At 67.4% G+C, this 16,296-nt stretch carries 17 protein-coding genes; 11 read left to right on the forward strand and 6 right to left on the reverse strand.

From position 1 onward, the window contains the following. The first annotated feature begins 8 nt into the window (after positions 1-8). Both gshB and BLQ71_RS20700 read left to right on the forward strand, forming a co-directional pair. Complete coding sequence (gshB, locus tag BLQ71_RS20695) at positions 9-944, forward strand: glutathione synthase (RefSeq protein ID WP_074623090.1); 936 nt, start codon at positions 9-11, stop codon at positions 942-944. Continuing rightward, positions 941-1,843, forward strand: a complete 903-nt coding sequence (locus BLQ71_RS20700; RefSeq protein WP_074623091.1) for an alpha/beta hydrolase — start codon at positions 941-943, stop codon at positions 1,841-1,843. The genes gshB and BLQ71_RS20700 overlap by 4 nt, the downstream gene beginning before the upstream one ends. On the opposite strand, the gene BLQ71_RS20705 is transcribed toward BLQ71_RS20700, so the two are convergent. Next, entirely contained in the window at positions 1,809-3,323 is a 1,515-nt protein-coding gene (locus BLQ71_RS20705) for a YifB family Mg chelatase-like AAA ATPase (protein WP_074623092.1), read from the reverse strand. The two genes, BLQ71_RS20700 and BLQ71_RS20705, sit on opposite strands and share 35 nt — an antisense overlap. A 97-nt stretch (positions 3,324-3,420) precedes the next feature. After that, positions 3,421-4,293: a glutathione S-transferase gene (locus BLQ71_RS20710; protein WP_043141109.1), complete on the reverse strand. Its 873-nt coding sequence runs from the start codon at positions 4,291-4,293 to the stop codon at positions 3,421-3,423. A 212-nt stretch (positions 4,294-4,505) separates the two neighbouring features. On the opposite strand from BLQ71_RS20710, the gene BLQ71_RS20715 reads away from it, so the two are divergent. From BLQ71_RS20715 to BLQ71_RS20740, 6 genes are all read left to right on the forward strand, one after another. Beyond that, positions 4,506-5,384, forward strand: a complete 879-nt coding sequence (locus BLQ71_RS20715) for an RNA polymerase factor sigma-32 (protein WP_043141111.1) — start codon at positions 4,506-4,508, stop codon at positions 5,382-5,384. After that, a complete protein-coding gene (locus BLQ71_RS20720) occupies positions 5,381-6,166 on the forward strand; it encodes a ChaN family lipoprotein (protein ID WP_074623093.1) in 786 nt (261 codons plus the stop codon). Before BLQ71_RS20715 ends, BLQ71_RS20720 begins: the two co-directional genes overlap by 4 nt. A 95-nt stretch (positions 6,167-6,261) precedes the next feature. Continuing rightward, complete coding sequence (coaBC, locus tag BLQ71_RS20725) at positions 6,262-7,509, forward strand: bifunctional phosphopantothenoylcysteine decarboxylase/phosphopantothenate--cysteine ligase CoaBC (RefSeq protein WP_074623094.1); 1,248 nt, start codon at positions 6,262-6,264, stop codon at positions 7,507-7,509. A gap of 4 nt (positions 7,510-7,513) precedes the next feature. Then, entirely contained in the window at positions 7,514-7,984 is a 471-nt protein-coding gene (gene dut, locus BLQ71_RS20730; protein ID WP_229754940.1) for a dUTP diphosphatase, read from the forward strand. Then, on the forward strand, positions 7,984-9,036 hold the full coding sequence (locus tag BLQ71_RS20735) for a HesA/MoeB/ThiF family protein (RefSeq protein ID WP_074623095.1): 1,053 nt from the start codon (positions 7,984-7,986) through the stop codon (positions 9,034-9,036). The genes dut and BLQ71_RS20735 overlap by 1 nt, the downstream gene beginning before the upstream one ends. Before the next feature lie 101 nt (positions 9,037-9,137). Further along, positions 9,138-11,159, forward strand: a complete 2,022-nt coding sequence (locus BLQ71_RS20740; RefSeq protein ID WP_074623096.1) for a M3 family metallopeptidase — start codon at positions 9,138-9,140, stop codon at positions 11,157-11,159. A gap of 35 nt (positions 11,160-11,194) precedes the next feature. On the opposite strand, the gene BLQ71_RS20745 is transcribed toward BLQ71_RS20740, so the two are convergent. After that, the gene (locus tag BLQ71_RS20745; RefSeq protein WP_074623097.1) at positions 11,195-11,377 is read right to left on the reverse strand and encodes a hypothetical protein; all 183 of its coding nucleotides are present in this window, start codon (positions 11,375-11,377) and stop codon (positions 11,195-11,197) included. A 77-nt stretch (positions 11,378-11,454) separates the two neighbouring features. Beyond that, the gene (locus BLQ71_RS20750) at positions 11,455-12,447 is read right to left on the reverse strand and encodes a TraB/GumN family protein (RefSeq protein WP_074623124.1); all 993 of its coding nucleotides are present in this window, start codon (positions 12,445-12,447) and stop codon (positions 11,455-11,457) included. An 86-nt stretch (positions 12,448-12,533) separates the two neighbouring features. Between BLQ71_RS20750 and BLQ71_RS20755 the strand changes: the two genes are divergently transcribed. Next, entirely contained in the window at positions 12,534-13,208 is a 675-nt protein-coding gene (locus BLQ71_RS20755) for a DUF2161 domain-containing phosphodiesterase (protein WP_043141125.1), read from the forward strand. On the opposite strand, the gene BLQ71_RS20760 is transcribed toward BLQ71_RS20755, so the two are convergent. Both BLQ71_RS20760 and BLQ71_RS20765 read right to left on the reverse strand, forming a co-directional pair. Further along, positions 13,205-14,122, reverse strand: a complete 918-nt coding sequence (locus tag BLQ71_RS20760) for a DMT family transporter (protein WP_223306195.1) — start codon at positions 14,120-14,122, stop codon at positions 13,205-13,207. The two genes, BLQ71_RS20755 and BLQ71_RS20760, sit on opposite strands and share 4 nt — an antisense overlap. 81 nt (positions 14,123-14,203) lie before the next feature. Next, entirely contained in the window at positions 14,204-15,133 is a 930-nt protein-coding gene (locus tag BLQ71_RS20765) for an L-lactate dehydrogenase (protein WP_074623098.1), read from the reverse strand. A gap of 154 nt (positions 15,134-15,287) precedes the next feature. Here BLQ71_RS20765 and BLQ71_RS20770 point away from each other — a divergent pair, with 154 nt between their 5' ends. After that, positions 15,288-15,632 carry a hypothetical protein gene (locus BLQ71_RS20770; protein WP_074623099.1) on the forward strand — a complete coding sequence of 115 codons (345 nt, stop codon included), beginning with the start codon at positions 15,288-15,290 and terminating at the stop codon, positions 15,630-15,632. Then, the gene (locus tag BLQ71_RS20775; RefSeq protein ID WP_074623100.1) at positions 15,625-16,245 is read left to right on the forward strand and encodes a DedA family protein; all 621 of its coding nucleotides are present in this window, start codon (positions 15,625-15,627) and stop codon (positions 16,243-16,245) included. Before BLQ71_RS20770 ends, BLQ71_RS20775 begins: the two co-directional genes overlap by 8 nt. The last annotated feature ends 51 nt before the right edge of the window (positions 16,246-16,296 follow it).

Below are 16,296 nucleotides of genomic sequence, written 5' to 3' on the forward strand. Positions count from 1 at the left end.
GGACGCCGATGAAGATCGCCTTTCAGATGGACCCGATCACCGGGGTCGACATCAACGCCGACAGCACGTTCCGCCTGGCCGAAGAGGCGCAGGCGCGCGGGCACGAACTGTTCTACTACGGGCCGGACCAGCTCGCCTACGAAGAGGGGCGGATCACCGCGCGCGGGCACTGGATGACCGTGCAGCGGGTGGCGGAGAAACCCGCCGTCCTCGGTGACCGCGTGGCGGTCGACCTGGCGGACATGGACGTGATCTGGCTGCGCCAGGATCCGCCCTTTGACATGCATTACATCACCACCACGCACCTGCTGGACCGGCTCAAGGACGATGTCCTGGTGGTCAATGATCCCTTCTGGGTGCGCAATTCGCCGGAAAAGCTGCTGGTCCTGAACTTTCCCGACCTGACGCCGCCCACCGCCATTGCCCGCGACCTGGAGGTGCTGCGCGCCTTCCGCGAGAAACACGGCGATGTCATCGTCAAGCCGCTGTATGGCAACGGCGGCGCCGGGGTGTTCAAGCTGGGCGCCGCGGACGGCAACCTCAGCTCGCTCTACGAGATGTTCACCGGGTTCTCGCGCGAGCCGCTGATCGTGCAGAAATACCTGCCCGCCGTGTCCAAGGGCGACAAGCGGGTGATCCTCGTCGATGGCGAGGCGGTGGGTGCGATCAACCGGGTGCCCGCCAAGGGCGAGGTGCGCTCGAACATGCATGTGGGCGGCCGCCCCGAGAAGATCGCGCTGAGCGATCGTGACCGCGAGATCTGCGCGCGGATCGGGCCTGTGCTGCGCAACAAGGGCCAGGTCTTTGTCGGGATCGACGTGATCGGCGACTGGCTGACGGAGATCAACGTGACCTCGCCCACGGGCATCCAGGAGCTGGAGCGGTTCGACAGCATCAACGTGGCCGAGACAATCTGGCAGGCAATCGAGGCCAAGCTGGCATGAGCCTGATGCGGCCGATCCTGAACCGCTGGTTGCGGATGACGGAGCGGCCGCACCTGGAACGGGGCAAATCGGTGCCACGGCTGCGCGCCTCCTTTGAAAGGAAGGCGCGCTTTTTCTTCTTTGCCCCCAGGGGCACCCGCCAGCGGCGCGACGTGCTGGACGGCGTGCCGGTGCTGTTGGTCAACGAGGATCTGCCGGGGCCTTTGATCCTCTACTTTCACGGTGGTGCCTACGTCATGGGCTCTGCCGACACGCATCGGGCGATGGTCGCGTGGTTGTCGCGCGCAGCCCGGTGCCCGGCCTGCCTGGTGGATTACCGGCTGGCGCCGGACCATCCCTTTCCCGCCGCGCTGGAGGATGCGCTGACGGCCTATCGTGCGGTCATGGCGCATCCCGCCGGGGTCGTGCTGGGCGGCGACAGCGCCGGCGGCGGGCTGGCGCTGGCCCTGCTGGGCGAGATCCTGCGGCAGGGTCTGCCGCAGCCTCTTGGGAGTTTCGCGCTGTCTCCGCTGACGGACATGACGTTTTCGGGCGACAGCGTGACCCGCAATGCACAGAGCGACGTGGTCCTGCCGGCGAGCCGCACGCATGAAACGGCGATGCACTATCTGCCGGAAAACATGGATCGGCGCGACCCGCGGGTTTCCCCGCTCTGGGCCGCCTTCGCTGGCGCGGGGCCGGTCTGGCTGTCGGCGGGGGACAGGGAATTCCTGCTGGACGACACGCGGCGCATGGCGGCGCGGCTGCGCGAACAGGGGGTGACGGTGCAGGAGGACATCGCGCGGGACTTGCCGCATGTCTGGCCCATCTTTCAGAACATCCTGCCGGAGGCGCGGACCACGCTGCGGCGGATCGCGCGCTGGATCAATTCTCTTTCGCAGACAGCAGCCGATAGCTGAGCGCCTCGGCCACGTGCGGGCGGCGGACCGTCGCGCTTTCGTCGAGGTCGGCGATGGTGCGGGCGACGCGCAGCACGCGGTGATAGCCGCGCGCGGTCAGGCCAAAGCGGTCGGCGGCGCGGGTGAGAAGGTCGCGCCCCTCGTCGTCGGGGGTTGCGATCTCTTCGAGGCGCTGGCCCTCGGCGTCGGCATTGGTGCGCAGCGCGTCGTGATCGGCGAACCGGTTTGCCTGGACGGCGCGGGCGGCGGCAACGCGGGCGGCCACGGTTTCGGAACTGTCCCCCGTGGCGGGCAGGTCGAGGTCCGTGAAACTGACCGGCGGCACCTCCAGCCGCAGGTCGAAGCGGTCCATCAGCGGGCCTGAGATGCGGCCCAGGTAGTCCTCGCCGCAGTTGGGCGCGCGCGAACAGGCCTGTGCGGGATCGGTGAGATAGCCACATTTGCAGGGGTTGGCGGCGGCGACCAGCAGGAAACGCGCGGGATAGCGGATATGGGCATTGGCGCGGGCCACCACGACCTCGCCGGTTTCGATGGGCTGGCGCAGGGTTTCCAGCACGTTGCGCGGAAACTCGGGGAATTCATCCATGAACAGGACGCCGTTGTGGGCCAGGCTGGCCTGCCCCGGCTGCGCGGTGCGCCCGCCGCCGATCAGGGCCGCCATCGAGGCGGTGTGATGCGGTTCGCAAAAGGGCCGCGTGCGCGAGATGCCACCATCGGTCAGAAGGCCCGCGATGGAATGGATCATCGAGGTTTCCAGCGCCTCGACGGGTGTCAGGGGCGGCAGGATGCCGGGCATACGGGCGGCGAGCATGGATTTTCCCGCGCCGGGCGGGCCGATCATCATCAGGTGGTGGCGCCCGGCGGCGGCGATTTCCAGCGCCCGCTTGGCCCGTTCCTGTCCCTTGACATCGCGCAGGTCGCGCGTTGCCGGATCTGTCGTCACCTCGCCCGGGCGGGCCGGTTCAAGCACGTTGTCGCCGGAAAAGTGGCGCACGATTTCCAGCAGGTTCCCGGCGCCGATCACCGTGCAGGCATCGACCCAGGCGGCCTCTGCCCCCGAGGCGCGGGGGCAGAGCAGGATGCGGTCCTCCTCGGCGGCGGCCATCGCGGCGGGCAGGGCGCCGACCACCGGCAACAGGTCGCCGTCCAGCGACAGTTCGCCCAGGGCGACGGTCTGTGCCACCGCGTCCCGGGGCAGGATGTCGAGCGCCGCCAGCAGCCCCAGGGCAATGGGCAAGTCGAAGTGAGAGCCGACCTTGGGCAGGTCGGCAGGGGCGAGGTTTATGGTGATCTTTTTCGACGGCAGCGCGATGGCCAGCGCGCTCAGGGCCGTGCGCACACGGTCGCGCGCCTCTGACACGGCCTTGTCCGGCAGGCCGACGATGGAAAAGGCGGGAAGACCCGGAGTGACGGCGCATTGCACCTCGACCGGGCGCGCATTGACCCCCTCGAAAGCGACCGTATGGGCGCGCGCAACCATGAAACTCCCCACGTCAGACCGGGGCTAGCCTGCCCCGGACGTGGTTAGCAACTGGTTAACGCGTGGCGGGCGGGGTTAAGAATTTCCGCCGAAAGGGTCAGTTGGTGCCGTCGCGCATCGCCACGAATTTCGGCCAGGCGTCCGGATCGTTCACCGTCTTGTCTCGGCAGAAGGCGTTGCAGAAGCCAAAGATGCGCCCCTCGCTTTCCATCAGGTGCGTCACCGGATCCCCGGAATAGGGACAGGTGGTGTTTTCGGCCTCGCCCTTGTCGATGGCGCGGGCGGGACGCGGTGTCGGGCCGGGCCAGGGCAGTTGCGCATAGTCGCGGTCGTACCAGGGCAGGGTCGCACCGCGCGCCAGGCCCATAGCGCGCCAGCGGCGGAAGGCCGGGTCTGCCAGGTGCGCGGCGACGTAGCTGCGCGCCTGGTCGCCCACTGGCAGGGCATAGCCTGCAATCCGGGCCGCGACCGGCGCAAAGAAGGCATCGGCGACCGAGTAATCGCCGCAAAGCCAGGGCCCGCGCGAACGATCCAGTGCAAAGCCCCAGATCGTCTCGATGCGGGCCAGGTCGGCCTGCAGCGCCTCGGACACGGGCGTGTCGGAATAGGCGGCGCGCAGGTTCATCGGGCAAAGCTCGCGCAGGGTGCCGAAGCTGGAGTGCATCTCGGCCGCGAGGCTGCGGGCGGTGGCGCGCATCGCGGGATCGCTGGGCCAGTGGCCCGCGTCTGGGTGGCGGCTGGCCAGTTCCTCGGCCAGGGCGAGGCTGTCCCAGATCACGGTGCCGTCAGACAGGACCAGAGTCGGCACCGTGCGGGCCGGGGAAAAGCGCGACATCTGTTCCGCCACGCCGGCCTTCATGAAATCGACGATCTCGATCGTCGCGGGAATGCCGAAGCGGTGGAACAGCAGCCAGGCCCGCAAGGACCAGCTGGAATAACTGTAATCGCCAAGAAAAAGCTTGTCGGACATGGAACCTCTCCAATCGATTGTGCGTTGCACTACAGCACGTGTGGCGCGGCTGGAAATCAGGATTCGTGGCGATCGGGATCACGCCGGCAGATGGATGCGTGCAGATTGATCGAAAACCCACAGACACAAAAGTGATCTGCGTGTCCGCCACGCGCGTATTACGATCAGGAGGCCCGGAAAATCGGGGGCCCGAGATCACCAGGGGAGCGGAAATGGCACTTGATTCATTCAATGACCAGAGCTTGTCGCGCCGGGCCATGAAGGCCGAACTGCTGGACGCGGAAACCGAGTTGAAACTGGCTTACGCGTGGCGGGACGACCGTGACGAGGAGGCGCTGCACCGGCTGATCCAGGCCTACATGCGGCTGGCCATCTCGATGGCCGCAAAATTCAAACGCTACGGCGCGCCGATGAACGACCTGATCCAGGAGGCGGGGCTGGGCCTGATGAAGGCCGCCGACAAGTTCGACCCGGACCGTGGCGTGCGGTTTTCGACCTACGCGGTCTGGTGGATCAAGGCCTCGATCCAGGATTACGTGATGCGCAACTGGTCGATGGTGCGCACCGGCTCGACCTCTTCGCAGAAATCGCTGTTCTTCAACATGCGCCGAGTTCAGGCCCGGATCGAACGTGAGGCGGCGGCCTCGGGGGAGGAACTGGACGGGCATCAGCTGCGCCACAAGATCGCCACCGAAATCGGCGTGCCGCTGCGGGATGTCGAGATGATGGAAGGACGGTTGTCCGGGTCGGATTACTCGCTGAACGCCACGCAGTCGGTCGAGGACGAGGGCCGGGAGTGGATCGACACGATCGAGGATGACGGTGCGCAGGCCTCGGAGATTGTCGAGAATGAACACGACCGCGAACAATTGCGCGACTGGCTGGTTCAGGCGATGGGCGCGCTGAATGAACGCGAGCGGTTCATCGTGCGCGAACGCAAGCTGCGCGAGGAGACCCGGACGCTTGAATCGCTGGGCACCGAACTGGGGCTGAGCAAGGAGCGCGTGCGCCAGCTGGAGGCGGCGGCCTTCGGAAAGATGCGCAAGGCGCTTGAGGCGCAAAGCGGGGAAGTGCATCACTTCCTGGCATGAGACATGTGATCCTCGGCCTGTTGCTGTGCGCCGGGTCTGCTGTGGCGGACACGCTTTCTGACGCCGACGTACTTTTTCTTGGCGAGGTGCACGACAACCCTGCCCATCACGCGCGTCAGGCCGAGATCGTGTCTGAGGTTCAGCCCCGCGCCATCGTCTGGGAGATGCTGGACCCCGAGGCCACGCCCCGGATCACACCCGACCTGATTGCCGACGAGGCCGCGCTTGGCGCGGCGCTGAACTGGGCCGACAGCGGTTGGCCCGCGTTTTCCATGTACTACCCGATTTTTGTGGCGGCCCCCGAGGCCGCGCATTTCGGGGCGCAGGTGCCGCGCGATGCCGCACGGGCGGCAATGTCGCAAACCCTGGTCGAGGCTTTTGGCGAAAACGCCGCACGGTTCGGGCTGGACCGGCCGCTGCCGGTCGGGCAGCAGGAAAGGCGCGAGGCCCTGCAGATGGCGGCGCATTGCGATGCTTTGCCCGCCGATATCCTGCCCATGATGGTGGACATCCAACGCCTGCGCGACGCGCGCCTGGCCGCTGCCGCGCTGGAGGCGCTTGAGGCCACCGGTGGCCCCGTGGCGGTCATCACCGGCAACGGGCACGCTCGCAAGGACTGGGGCGCCCCGGCCCTGCTGGCGCTGGCGGCGCCCGATGTTTCGATCCTGGCCCTGGGGCAGGGCGAAAACGAGGGGGCGGCGCCGGACGGTGGGTTCGACCTGATCGAAAGCGCGCCGCCCGTGGATCGCCCGGACCCCTGCGAGGCATTTCGCGCGCGGTGACATCCGGACGACGCGCGATTGCCGCCGGCGTGCCCGGCCATTGTCTCGGCTCGCGGCTGGGCCTACAACCGCATCAAAGCGAGTGGGGCGGGGCCATGCTGAACGGGAAACGCATTCTTCTGATCATCGGGGGCGGGATCGCGGCTTACAAATGCCTCGACCTGATCCGGCGCCTGCGCGAGCGTGGCGCGGCGGTCACGCCGGTGATGACCCGTGCCGCCGAGCAGTTCGTGACGCCGCTGTCGGTCTCGGCGCTTGCGGGCGAAGAGGTGCACCGCGATCTCTTTGACTTGACGAAAGAGGCCGAGATGGGCCATATCCAGCTGAGCCGCGTGGCGGACCTCTTGGTGGTGGCGCCCGGGACCGCCGACCTGATGGCGAAGATGGCGGGCGGCCACGCGGATGACCTGGCCACGACATTGCTGATGGCGACGGACACGCCGGTGATGATTGCCCCGGCCATGAACCTGCGGATGTGGGAACATCCCGCGACGCAGCGCAACCTGGAGGTTCTGCGCGGCGACGGAGTGCGGGTCGTCGGCCCCAACGCGGGCGACATGGCCTGCGGCGAACATGGGCCGGGCCGCATGGCCGAACCGATGGAAATCGTCGCTGCGGTCGAGGATTTCCTTTCCGACGGTCCTCTGGCCGGGCGGCGTATCCTGATCACCTCCGGCCCCACCCATGAACCCATCGACCCGGTGCGCTATATCGCCAACCGCTCGTCCGGGGCACAGGGCACGGCGATCGCCGAGGCCCTGCGCGACATGGGCGCCGAGGTGGTCTTTGTCACCGGACCCGCCGAGGCGCCCCGCCCGGCGGGCGTCGAGGTGATCGAGGTCGAAAGCGCGCGTGAGATGCGCGCGGCGGTCATGGGCGCGCTGCCGGTCGAGGCGGGGATATTCGCGGCGGCGGTGGCGGATTGGCGCGTGGCCAGCGCCTCGGGGTCGAAGATCAAGAAGCAGGGGGGCAAGTTGCCGGTGCTGGAGTTCGCCGAGAACCCCGACATTCTGGCCGAGGTGTCGCAGCTTGCCGAAGGGCGCCCCCGGCTTGTGGTGGGCTTTGCGGCAGAGACGGATGACGTGGTCGCCAATGCCACGGCGAAACGCGCGCGCAAGGGCTGTGACTGGATCGTGGCGAACGATGTCTCGCCGGCGACCGGGATCATGGGCGGGGCGGAGAACGCGGTTGTCCTGATTTCGGAGGGGGGCGCCGAGACCTGGCCGCGCGCGTCGAAACGCGAGGTGGGCGCGCGGCTGGCGGGGCGGATCGCCGAGGCGCTGGGTGTCTCCCCGCGCGCGCCGGGGCCCTGGGACGGTGCGCGTGGCACGGGCGGAGTTTAGGTATTTGAACCAAGAAGAAGCACAGATCGCGATTGCCTTCGATTGGGTTGCGGGGGCGGACAAGGGACTGGGACTGCCGCGCTATGCCACGGCGGGCGCGGCGGGGGCGGACCTGCGTGCCAACCTGCCTGATCGCGGGGAAATCGTTTTGGCACCGGGGGCGCGGGTGTTGGTGCCGACCGGGTTGCGGATCGCGATTCCGGACGGGTTCGAGGTGCAGGTGCGGCCGCGCTCGGGGCTGGCGCTGAAACACGGGATTACCCTGCCCAATGCGCCGGGGACCATCGACAGCGATTATCGCGGTCCCCTGGGCGTGATCGTGATGAATGCGGGTGAGGCGGAATTCGTGATCGCCCATGGCGACAGGATCGCGCAGATGGTTGTGGCGCCGGTGGTGCGGGCGGTGTTCCGGGAAGGGCCGCTGGACGAGACCGCGCGTGGCGCGGGCGGTTTCGGGTCGACGGGGCGCGGCTGATGGTATTCGTGCTGGCACTGGCTGCGGTGATCTGGGGCATCGGGCACCTGATGAAGGTGCCGAAAGTGGCGCGCTTTTACATGCTGGGCCTGCTCTATGTCGTTGTTCTGATGGTGCAGGTGGTGCTGCCCCCAGGCCATCCCCTGCGCGAGGCGACGGGTAGCAGCGCGGCGCTCTGGCTGATCCTGGGCGGCTTCGTGGTGCTGGGATTTGCCTATGCATTGGGCCTCCGCCGGTTGAAGGCGCGGGCAGTGGAAAAGGCGACCGCGGACGCGCCGGTGCCCGATCCGTCGAAATTCCGCGAAGGGGAGCTGGAACGCTATGCCCGGCATATCGTGCTGCGCGAGCTGGGTGGTCCGGGGCAGAAACGGCTGAAAGAGGCGAAGGTGCTGGTGGTCGGTGCGGGGGGGCTTGGCTCTCCGGCGCTGTTGTACCTGGCGGCGGCGGGTGTGGGCACCATCGGCGTGATCGACGATGACGAGGTCGACAGCGGCAACCTGCAGCGGCAGGTGATCCACACCGATGCGCGGATCGGCATGGCCAAGGTCTTTTCCGCGCAGGCGGCGATGGAGGCTCTGAACCCCTATATCGCGGTGCGCCCCTACAGGCGGCGCCTGGACGACGAGAGCGCGGCGGCGCTGTTGGAAGGGTATGACGTGGTGCTGGACGGGACCGACAATTTCGACACCCGTTACCTGGTGAACCGGGCCTGCGTGGCGGCGGGCAAACCGCTGATTTCCGGCGCGCTGAGCCAGTGGGAAGGGCAGGTGTCGGTCTTTGATCCCACCCATTCCGGGCCCTGTTACCAATGCATCTTCCCCGAGGCCCCGGCGCCGGGGCTGGCGCCGAGCTGTGCGGTGGCGGGGGTGCTGGGGCCCTTGCCGGGCGTCGTCGGCAGCATGATGGCGGTCGAATGTATCAAGCTGATCTCCGGCGCGGGGGCCGTGTTGCGGGGCGAGATGCTGATTTACGACGCGCTCTGGAGCGAGACCCGCAAGATCACATTGAAGCGCCGCGAGGATTGCCCGGTCTGTGGCGGGACGGCGGGGTGAACCCCGCCCTACGCGGGTTCACGTCCGGAGAAACCCTTGTTGCGATTGAAGCGGGCGGCGCGGGCGCCTAGCTTTGCTGTATCGAGACAGGAGAGAGCCTCATGACCAACCCCTTGCTTGTCGACTGGGACACGCCCTTTGGCATCGCGCCCTTCGCCGATATCTCGGACGAGGATTTTGCCCCGGCGCTGGACGAGGCGCTGGCCGCGCACCTGGCCGAGATCGAGGCGATCGCCGACAATCCCGAGGCACCGACATTCGACAACACCATCCTGGCGATGGAAGGATCGGGCGCAGCGCTGGACAAGGTGCTGGGCACCTTCTTCAACTTGGCAGGGGCAGACAGCAACGACAAGCGGCAGGAATTGCAGCGCGATTTCAGCCCCAGGCTGTCGGCGCATTCCTCGGCGATCTATTCCAACGCGGCGCTCTTTGCCCGCATCCGGGATCTTTGGGACCAGCGTGAGGCGCTGGACCTCTCCGAGGAAGAGGCGCGGGTGCTGTACCTGACGCACCGCGATTTCGTCCGTGCGGGTGCGGCGCTGGAAGGCGATGCGGCGGAGCGGATGAAAGAGGTCAAGTCGCGGCTGGCGGTTCTGGGGACGCAGTTCACCCAGAACCTGCTGAAGGACGAATCCGCCTGGTCGATGGATCTTGCCGAGGATGATCTTGAAGGCCTGCCGGAGTTTGTCGTGGATTCGGCGCGTTCCGCCGGTGAGGCGGCAGGCACGGGCGGCCCGGTGGTGACCCTGTCGCGGTCGCTGATTGTGCCCTTCCTGCAATTCTCGCCGCGCCGCGCCTTGCGCGAAAAGGCCTGGCGGGCCTGGGTGATGCGCGGAGAGAACGGCGGCGAGACGGACAACCGCGGGACCGCGGGCGAGGTGCTGAAGCTGCGCGAGGAGCGGGCCAAGCTGCTGGGCTATGCCGATTTCGCGGGGTTCAAGCTGGAGACCGAGATGGCGGGCACGCCCGACAAGGTGCGTGAGCTGTTGATGGCGGTCTGGGAGCCGGCCAAGGCGGCGGCGCTGAAGGATGCCGCCGAGATGGAGCAGATGCTGCACGCCGATGGCATACCGGGGCCGCTGGAACCCTGGGACTGGCGTTACTACGCGGAAAAGCGGCGCAAGGCGCAACATGATCTCGACGAGGCCGAGCTGAAGCCCTACCTGCAGCTTGACCGGATGATCGAGGCGGCCTTTGCCTGCGCCAACCGCCTGTTCGGGCTGGAGTTCGCGCCGCTGGAGGTGCCTATGTACCATCCCGATTGCCGCGCTTTCGAGGTGACACGGGACGGGAAACACGTTGCGGTCTTTATCGGGGACTATTTCGCGCGGTCCTCGAAACGCTCCGGCGCCTGGTGTTCGGCCTTTCGGATGCAGGCGAAACGGCCCCAGGAAAAGACGCCGATCGTGGTCAATGTCTGCAACTTCGCCAAGCCGTCGGCGGGCAAACCCGCGCTTTTGTCCTATGATGATGCGCGCACCTTGTTCCATGAGTTCGGCCACGCGCTGCACCAGATGCTGTCGGATGTGGAATTCGGATCTGTTGCCGGGACGTCCGTTGCGCGCGATTTCGTCGAATTGCCGTCGCAGCTGTACGAGCATTGGCTGGAGGTGCCGGAGGTTCTGGCGGAATTCGCCACCCATGCCGAGACCGGAGAGCCGATGCCCAAGGCGCTGCTGGACAAGGTGCTGAAGGCGGCGAATTTCGACATGGGGTTCCAGACGGTCGAATACGTCGCATCGGCGCTGGTGGACCTGGAGTTCCATTCCGGCGCGGCGCCTGCCGATCCGATGCAGAAACAGGCGGAGGTGCTGGAAAGCATCGGCATGCCGCGCGCCATCGTGATGCGCCACGCGACGCCGCATTTCGCCCATGTCTTTGCCGGGGACGGCTATTCCTCTGGCTATTACAGCTACATGTGGTCCGAGGTCATGGATGCGGACGCCTTCGAGGCTTTCGAGGAAGCAGGCAGCGCCTTCGATCCGGAAACCGCGCAAAAGCTGGAACGGTTCATCCTGTCCCGTGGTGGATCGGTGGAGGCCGAAGACCTTTACATGCAGTTCCGGGGCCGGATGCCGGGGGTCGAGGCGCTGCTGAAAGGGCGCGGGCTGGCGGCCTGATCATGGCAGGGGCGCGGCGACGCGCGGCGCCCTGTTCATTTCTCGGGCGGGTCGGTCAGAAGGTTGATCACGGTTGCTCCGACGATCCAGATGGCCAGCATCAGGAAAGTGGCCAGCCCGTAGGAATACAGGTTCCCGATGTAGCCGCCCAACCCGGCGACCAGCCCGAGAGCGCCGTTCACACCCTGCAATTCCTTTCGTTTCGCCCTGAGGTTCATTGCCGACTCCTTTTTTCGGATCGGCGGCAGGGTAAACGGCGCTGAGGACGGATGTCCTTGATCTGGGTTCTATCAGGTCAGAACGGCACCCGCTCCAGCGCAAAGCCCTCGTTCTCGAGCAGTTTCAGCACGCCTTGCTCACCGGCGAGGTGCGCGGCGCCGAAGGCGGCGACGACATAGCCCTCGCTGTTTTCCAGTGCCTCTGTCAGGACCGGAATCCAGGCGCGGTTGCGGCCGGAAATCAGCGCATCGTCCAGCACTTCGAAGACCTGGGCGTTTTCCGCGGGCGTCAGCGGCGTCAGCCGGGGCGACAGCACCTCCAGCACGATCTGGCTGGCGGCGTGGGCCTCGCCGAAATAGGCGGTCAGCATGGTCTCGAACAGGTTCTCGCCATCCTCGGGGGTGCTGAGGGCGGACCGGACCATCAAGAGCTGCGTGTCCAGGGGCATGTCAGAGAAGGCTGCGAACCCGGTTTCATAGGGTTCCAGCGACTCTGTCGGCACGCCGGCGGCCAGCGCCGCGCGTTCCAGACGGGCGTCCAGCCCGTTGGCCTCGGCCAGTTGCGCGGTCATGCAGGGCGGGATCGCCAGCAGGATCGAAACATACCAGGGCCGCATCCGGGCGGCCATGAAGGGCGGCATCCCGCGCAGGCGCATGGCCTGGGACAGGCGGTTCCATTCGTCTTCAGGCAGGAGTTCGGGCAGGGTGCTGTCGGGCAGCAGCAACATGTCCATCCGGGTTTTCAGCGCGGTTTCCAGCGCCTCTTTTTCCGGCGCCGCCATTTCCAGCAACAAGAGGTCCGCGCCTTCGACCAGCGGGGCAAGCCGCTCTGCCGGGGCGTCCATGCGCGGGTCGCCCAGGTGCAGCGTGCCGACCAGGTGCAGGGTCTGGTCGCCGCGCGTGGCGCGCCAGTGGTTGCCTTGGGCATAGGGCGTCGCGGCAAGCTGAACCTCGAAGCGTGCCCTTTCGCTGTCGGTCAGCGTACCCATCAGGTCGCGCCCCTGGCAACTGGCGTAGAGCGGGGCGGTACAGAGGCCCAGAAGGGTCAGGGCGATCAGGATCAGGCGCATGGGTTCGCTTTCCGGTTTGGGCCCCTTGTGCATAGTCCGGCGGGCAGGTTCTGGACAAGGGGAAGCCCCGCGCAGAGACTGCAGGGATGGAACGGGAGAGCGATTTATATGCGCCGGTCAAGGCCTTGCTGGAAACGCAAGGCTATACGGTCAAGGGAGAGGTCGGCGCGGCGGACCTTGTCGCCCTGCGCGGCGACGAGCCGCCCGTCATCGTCGAGCTGAAACTGCGGATCACCCTGTCGCTGTATCACCAGGCCTGTGCGCGGCTGTCGGTCAGCGATCATGTCTATATCGCCGTGCCGCGCCCGACCGGGCCCAGCACGCGAAGGGCGTTGAAGGACAACCTTGCCATGTGCCGCCGTCTTGGCCTGGGTTTCATCACCGTGCGCGCGGATGGCACGGTCGAGGTGCAATGCGATCCCGGCCCCTATGTACCGCGGCGCAACAAGGCCAAGGCGGCCAAGCTGCTGCGCGCCTTCGAGCGGCTGCGCGGCGATCCGAACGAGGGCGGGGCGACGCGGCACGGCATCGTGACCGGCTATCGTCAGGATTCGCTGGCCTGTGCGGCGCATCTGGCCGAACACGGGGCTTGTCGCGGGCGCGACGTGGCCAGCGCCACCGGTGTTGCGATGGCCACGCGGATCATGCGGGACAACCACTATGGCTGGTTCGAACGTCAGGGCAAAGGCGTCTACGCCCTGACCGAGACCGGCCGCGAGGGGTTGAAACACTGGGCCTACAGCTGGGAGGTCGGACGTTAGTCCGTGCCGCGCTTGGCCGCCAGCCGTTCCCGGTGCAGCGTATACAGCCCCGAGGCGACGATGATCCCGCAGCCCAGCAGCGTCCAGCCGTCGGGCAGATCCGAAAAGACGACGTAGCCATAAAACGTGCCCCAGATGATCAGCGAGTAATGCATCGGCGCGACGACAACCGCCTGCGCGATGTCGAGGGCACGGATCACCAGGATTTCGCCCAGGGCGGCGGTGACGGCGAGGCCCGCCACGATGAGCCAGAGGCCGAACCCGTCCGGCGTGCGCCAGACGAAGGGCAAGGTCAGGCTGACCACGGTGATCGCGGTGAGCGAGGTATAGGCGACCGTGGTCATCACCGAATCCGTGCCGCTGAGGCTGCGGGACAGCACCTGGCGCAGCGAAAAGAAGCCGGCGGCGGCCACGGCAAAGCCGATGGCGGGATGGAAAACGCCCATCCCAGGGCGGATCACGATCAGCATACCGACAAACCCGATGCCCACAGCGACCCAGCGCCGGACGCCCACGGGTTCGCGCAGAACGACCGCGCCAAGGACGGTGACGACGAAGGGCGCGATGAACGTCACGGCCACGACGTCCGCCAGTGGCACGAAGCTGACCGCAAGGACGAAACAGAGGGCAGAGCAGACCGCCGTCAGCCCGCGCATGATCTGAAGGCCCGGCAGCCGCGAGCGCAGGATATGCGGACCACGCAGTGCGATCAGGACCAGCACCCCGAGCGCCAGCCCGATCTGGCGGAACCAGACCACTTGAGCCGGATGCAGGCTGTCGGTCAGGAACTTGGCCTGCACGTCGCAGGCGGCAAAGCAAAAAAAGCCTGACAGCATGAGGACGATACCGCGTAGGTTGTCGGATCGCGACGGCGGCGGGGCACTGCGCAAGGGCGCGACGGTGGGCGCTGGCATGGGGAGCTCTTGGCTGGGGACTGCGCGGCTTGCGCATTGCCTGACAGCCTAGACCTCTTGGCGGCGACATGAAAGGGGGGCTCAGACCGGCACGGCGGCAGCGGTATCGCGCAACACCTCGGCCGAGGCGCGCAGGGCGTCGGCCTCGGCTGGCGAAAGGTCGGGCACCAGGTCCTCTGTCACGCCCTGCGCGCCCACCACCCGGGGCACCGAACAGGCGACGTCCTGCACGCCCATGACGTCTCCCAGCGTCGAGACGGTCAGCACCGCGCCCTCGTCCTGCGCGATGGCGGACACGATCCGGGCCAGACCGGCGCCGATGCCGTACCAGGTCGCGCCCTTGCCCTCGATGATGGTATAGGCGGCGCGGCGCACGCCATTGTCGATCCGGTCGCGGACCTCGGGCGTCAGCGGCGCGCCGACCTGTTCGGCGAACCCCTGTACGGAGACGGACCCGGCACGGGCGGCGGACCAGGCCAGCACCTCGCTGTCGCCATGTTCTCCCAGGACGTAGGCATGGACGGACCGGGGCGCAATCCCGAGGTGACGGCCCAAGAGCCAGCGAAAGCGCGCGGTATCGAGGATCGTGCCCGAGGCGATGACGCGCCCCGGTGGCAGGCCCGAGAGCACCTGCGTGATCTGGCCCATGATGTCGACCGGGTTCGATGCGACCAGCAGGATCGCGTCGGGGCAGACGCGCATCACCTCACCGACCACCGAACGGAACACGGCGGCGTTGCGGCTCAGCAGTTCCAGCCGGGTTTCGCCCGGTTTCTGCCCGACACCGCAGGCCAGGATCACGATGCCGGAACCGGCCAGGTCGTCGTAGTCGCCCGCGTCGATCTGGGTGGCCCCGGCGAAAGGGGCGGCATGGGCGATGTCCTCTGCCTCGGCCCGGGCGCGGGCCGTGTCGATGTCGACCAGCACGATGCGCGAGGCGGCCCCGCGCAGGGTGCAGGCATAGGCGGCGGCGGCGCCGACCATGCCGCTGCCGATGATTCCCAGTTTCATGGCGCGATTCCCCCGTGTTGACCTGTTGCCAGCCTAGGGACGCGCCCGCCCAAAGGGCAAACGCTGCGACGGAAACTGCGCGCGGCGGCGTGTCACTGCTGCGTCAGGCGGCAGGTTGGGGTTAGGCTGTGGGCAATCATGCAGGAGGCGGGGAATGCGACGGTTGTGGCGCGAGGCGCCCTTTCTGACGGCGGGATTGACCGTTGCGCTGCTGGTAGCGGCGGTCTTTGCCGTTCGCCTGGTCTCGGGGATGCTGTACTGGGCAGACCCCCGTCATCAGGACATGCCCATCGCGGCCTGGATGTCGCCCCGCTTTGTCGCAATGAGCTGGGACGTCCCGCGCGAGGTGGTGATCGAGGCCCTTCAGATGGTGCCGGACGGCGAAGGGCCGAGGCCGTTGGAGCGCATGGCGGCGGAGCGCGGCGTTCCGGTACAGGTGCTGATCGACGACCTGGAAGCGGCCATTGCCGCCTGGCGCATGGCGCATCCGGATGAGTGACTGGGCCTTCGAACTGGTGTCCGCCTGGGGGCTCTGGGTGGTGGCGGGCTCTGCTTTCGTGTCCTGCCTGGCGGTGCCGGTGCCGACCTCGCTGGTGATGCTGGCAGCGGGGGCCTTTGCCGCGGCGGGAGACCTTGTGCTGTGGCAGGTCTGGCTGTCGGGCTGGCTGGCCGCGCTGGCCGGCGACAACACCGGGTTCCAGGTCGGGCGCTGGGGCGGTCGGCCTTTCCTGGGATGGATGGCACGTCGCACCGGGCGGCACAGGCTGATCGCCCGGGGCGAGGCGGTGGTCGAAGCGCGGGGTGGCGTCGGTGTCTTTCTGTCGACCTGGTTGCTGGCGCCGCTTGGTCCCTGGGTCAACCTCGTTGCCGGGTCTCTGGGTCTGTCGCGCTGGCGGTTCGCCCTCTGGGACACGGCGGGAGAGACGATCTGGGTGACGGCCTATGTCGGCCTGGGCTTTGCCTTCGGGACCCAGATCGACCGCGTGGCCGAGGTGGTCAGCGACTGGGGCGGGCTGGTTTCGGCGCTGGCTGTGGCGGCGGCATTTGCGCTGGCGCTGGGGATCAAGTTGCGCCGCCGGAGGGCCGGTTCCCGTCCGGCCAGGGCCGATTGACGATAATTTTCTCTCACGCTCTTGTTGACTCGCGCCATGCCATTCCTTACC

This window comes from Antarctobacter albus (genome assembly GCF_900101505.1).
GTDB classification, from domain to species: Bacteria; Pseudomonadota; Alphaproteobacteria; order Rhodobacterales; family Rhodobacteraceae; genus Antarctobacter; species Antarctobacter albus.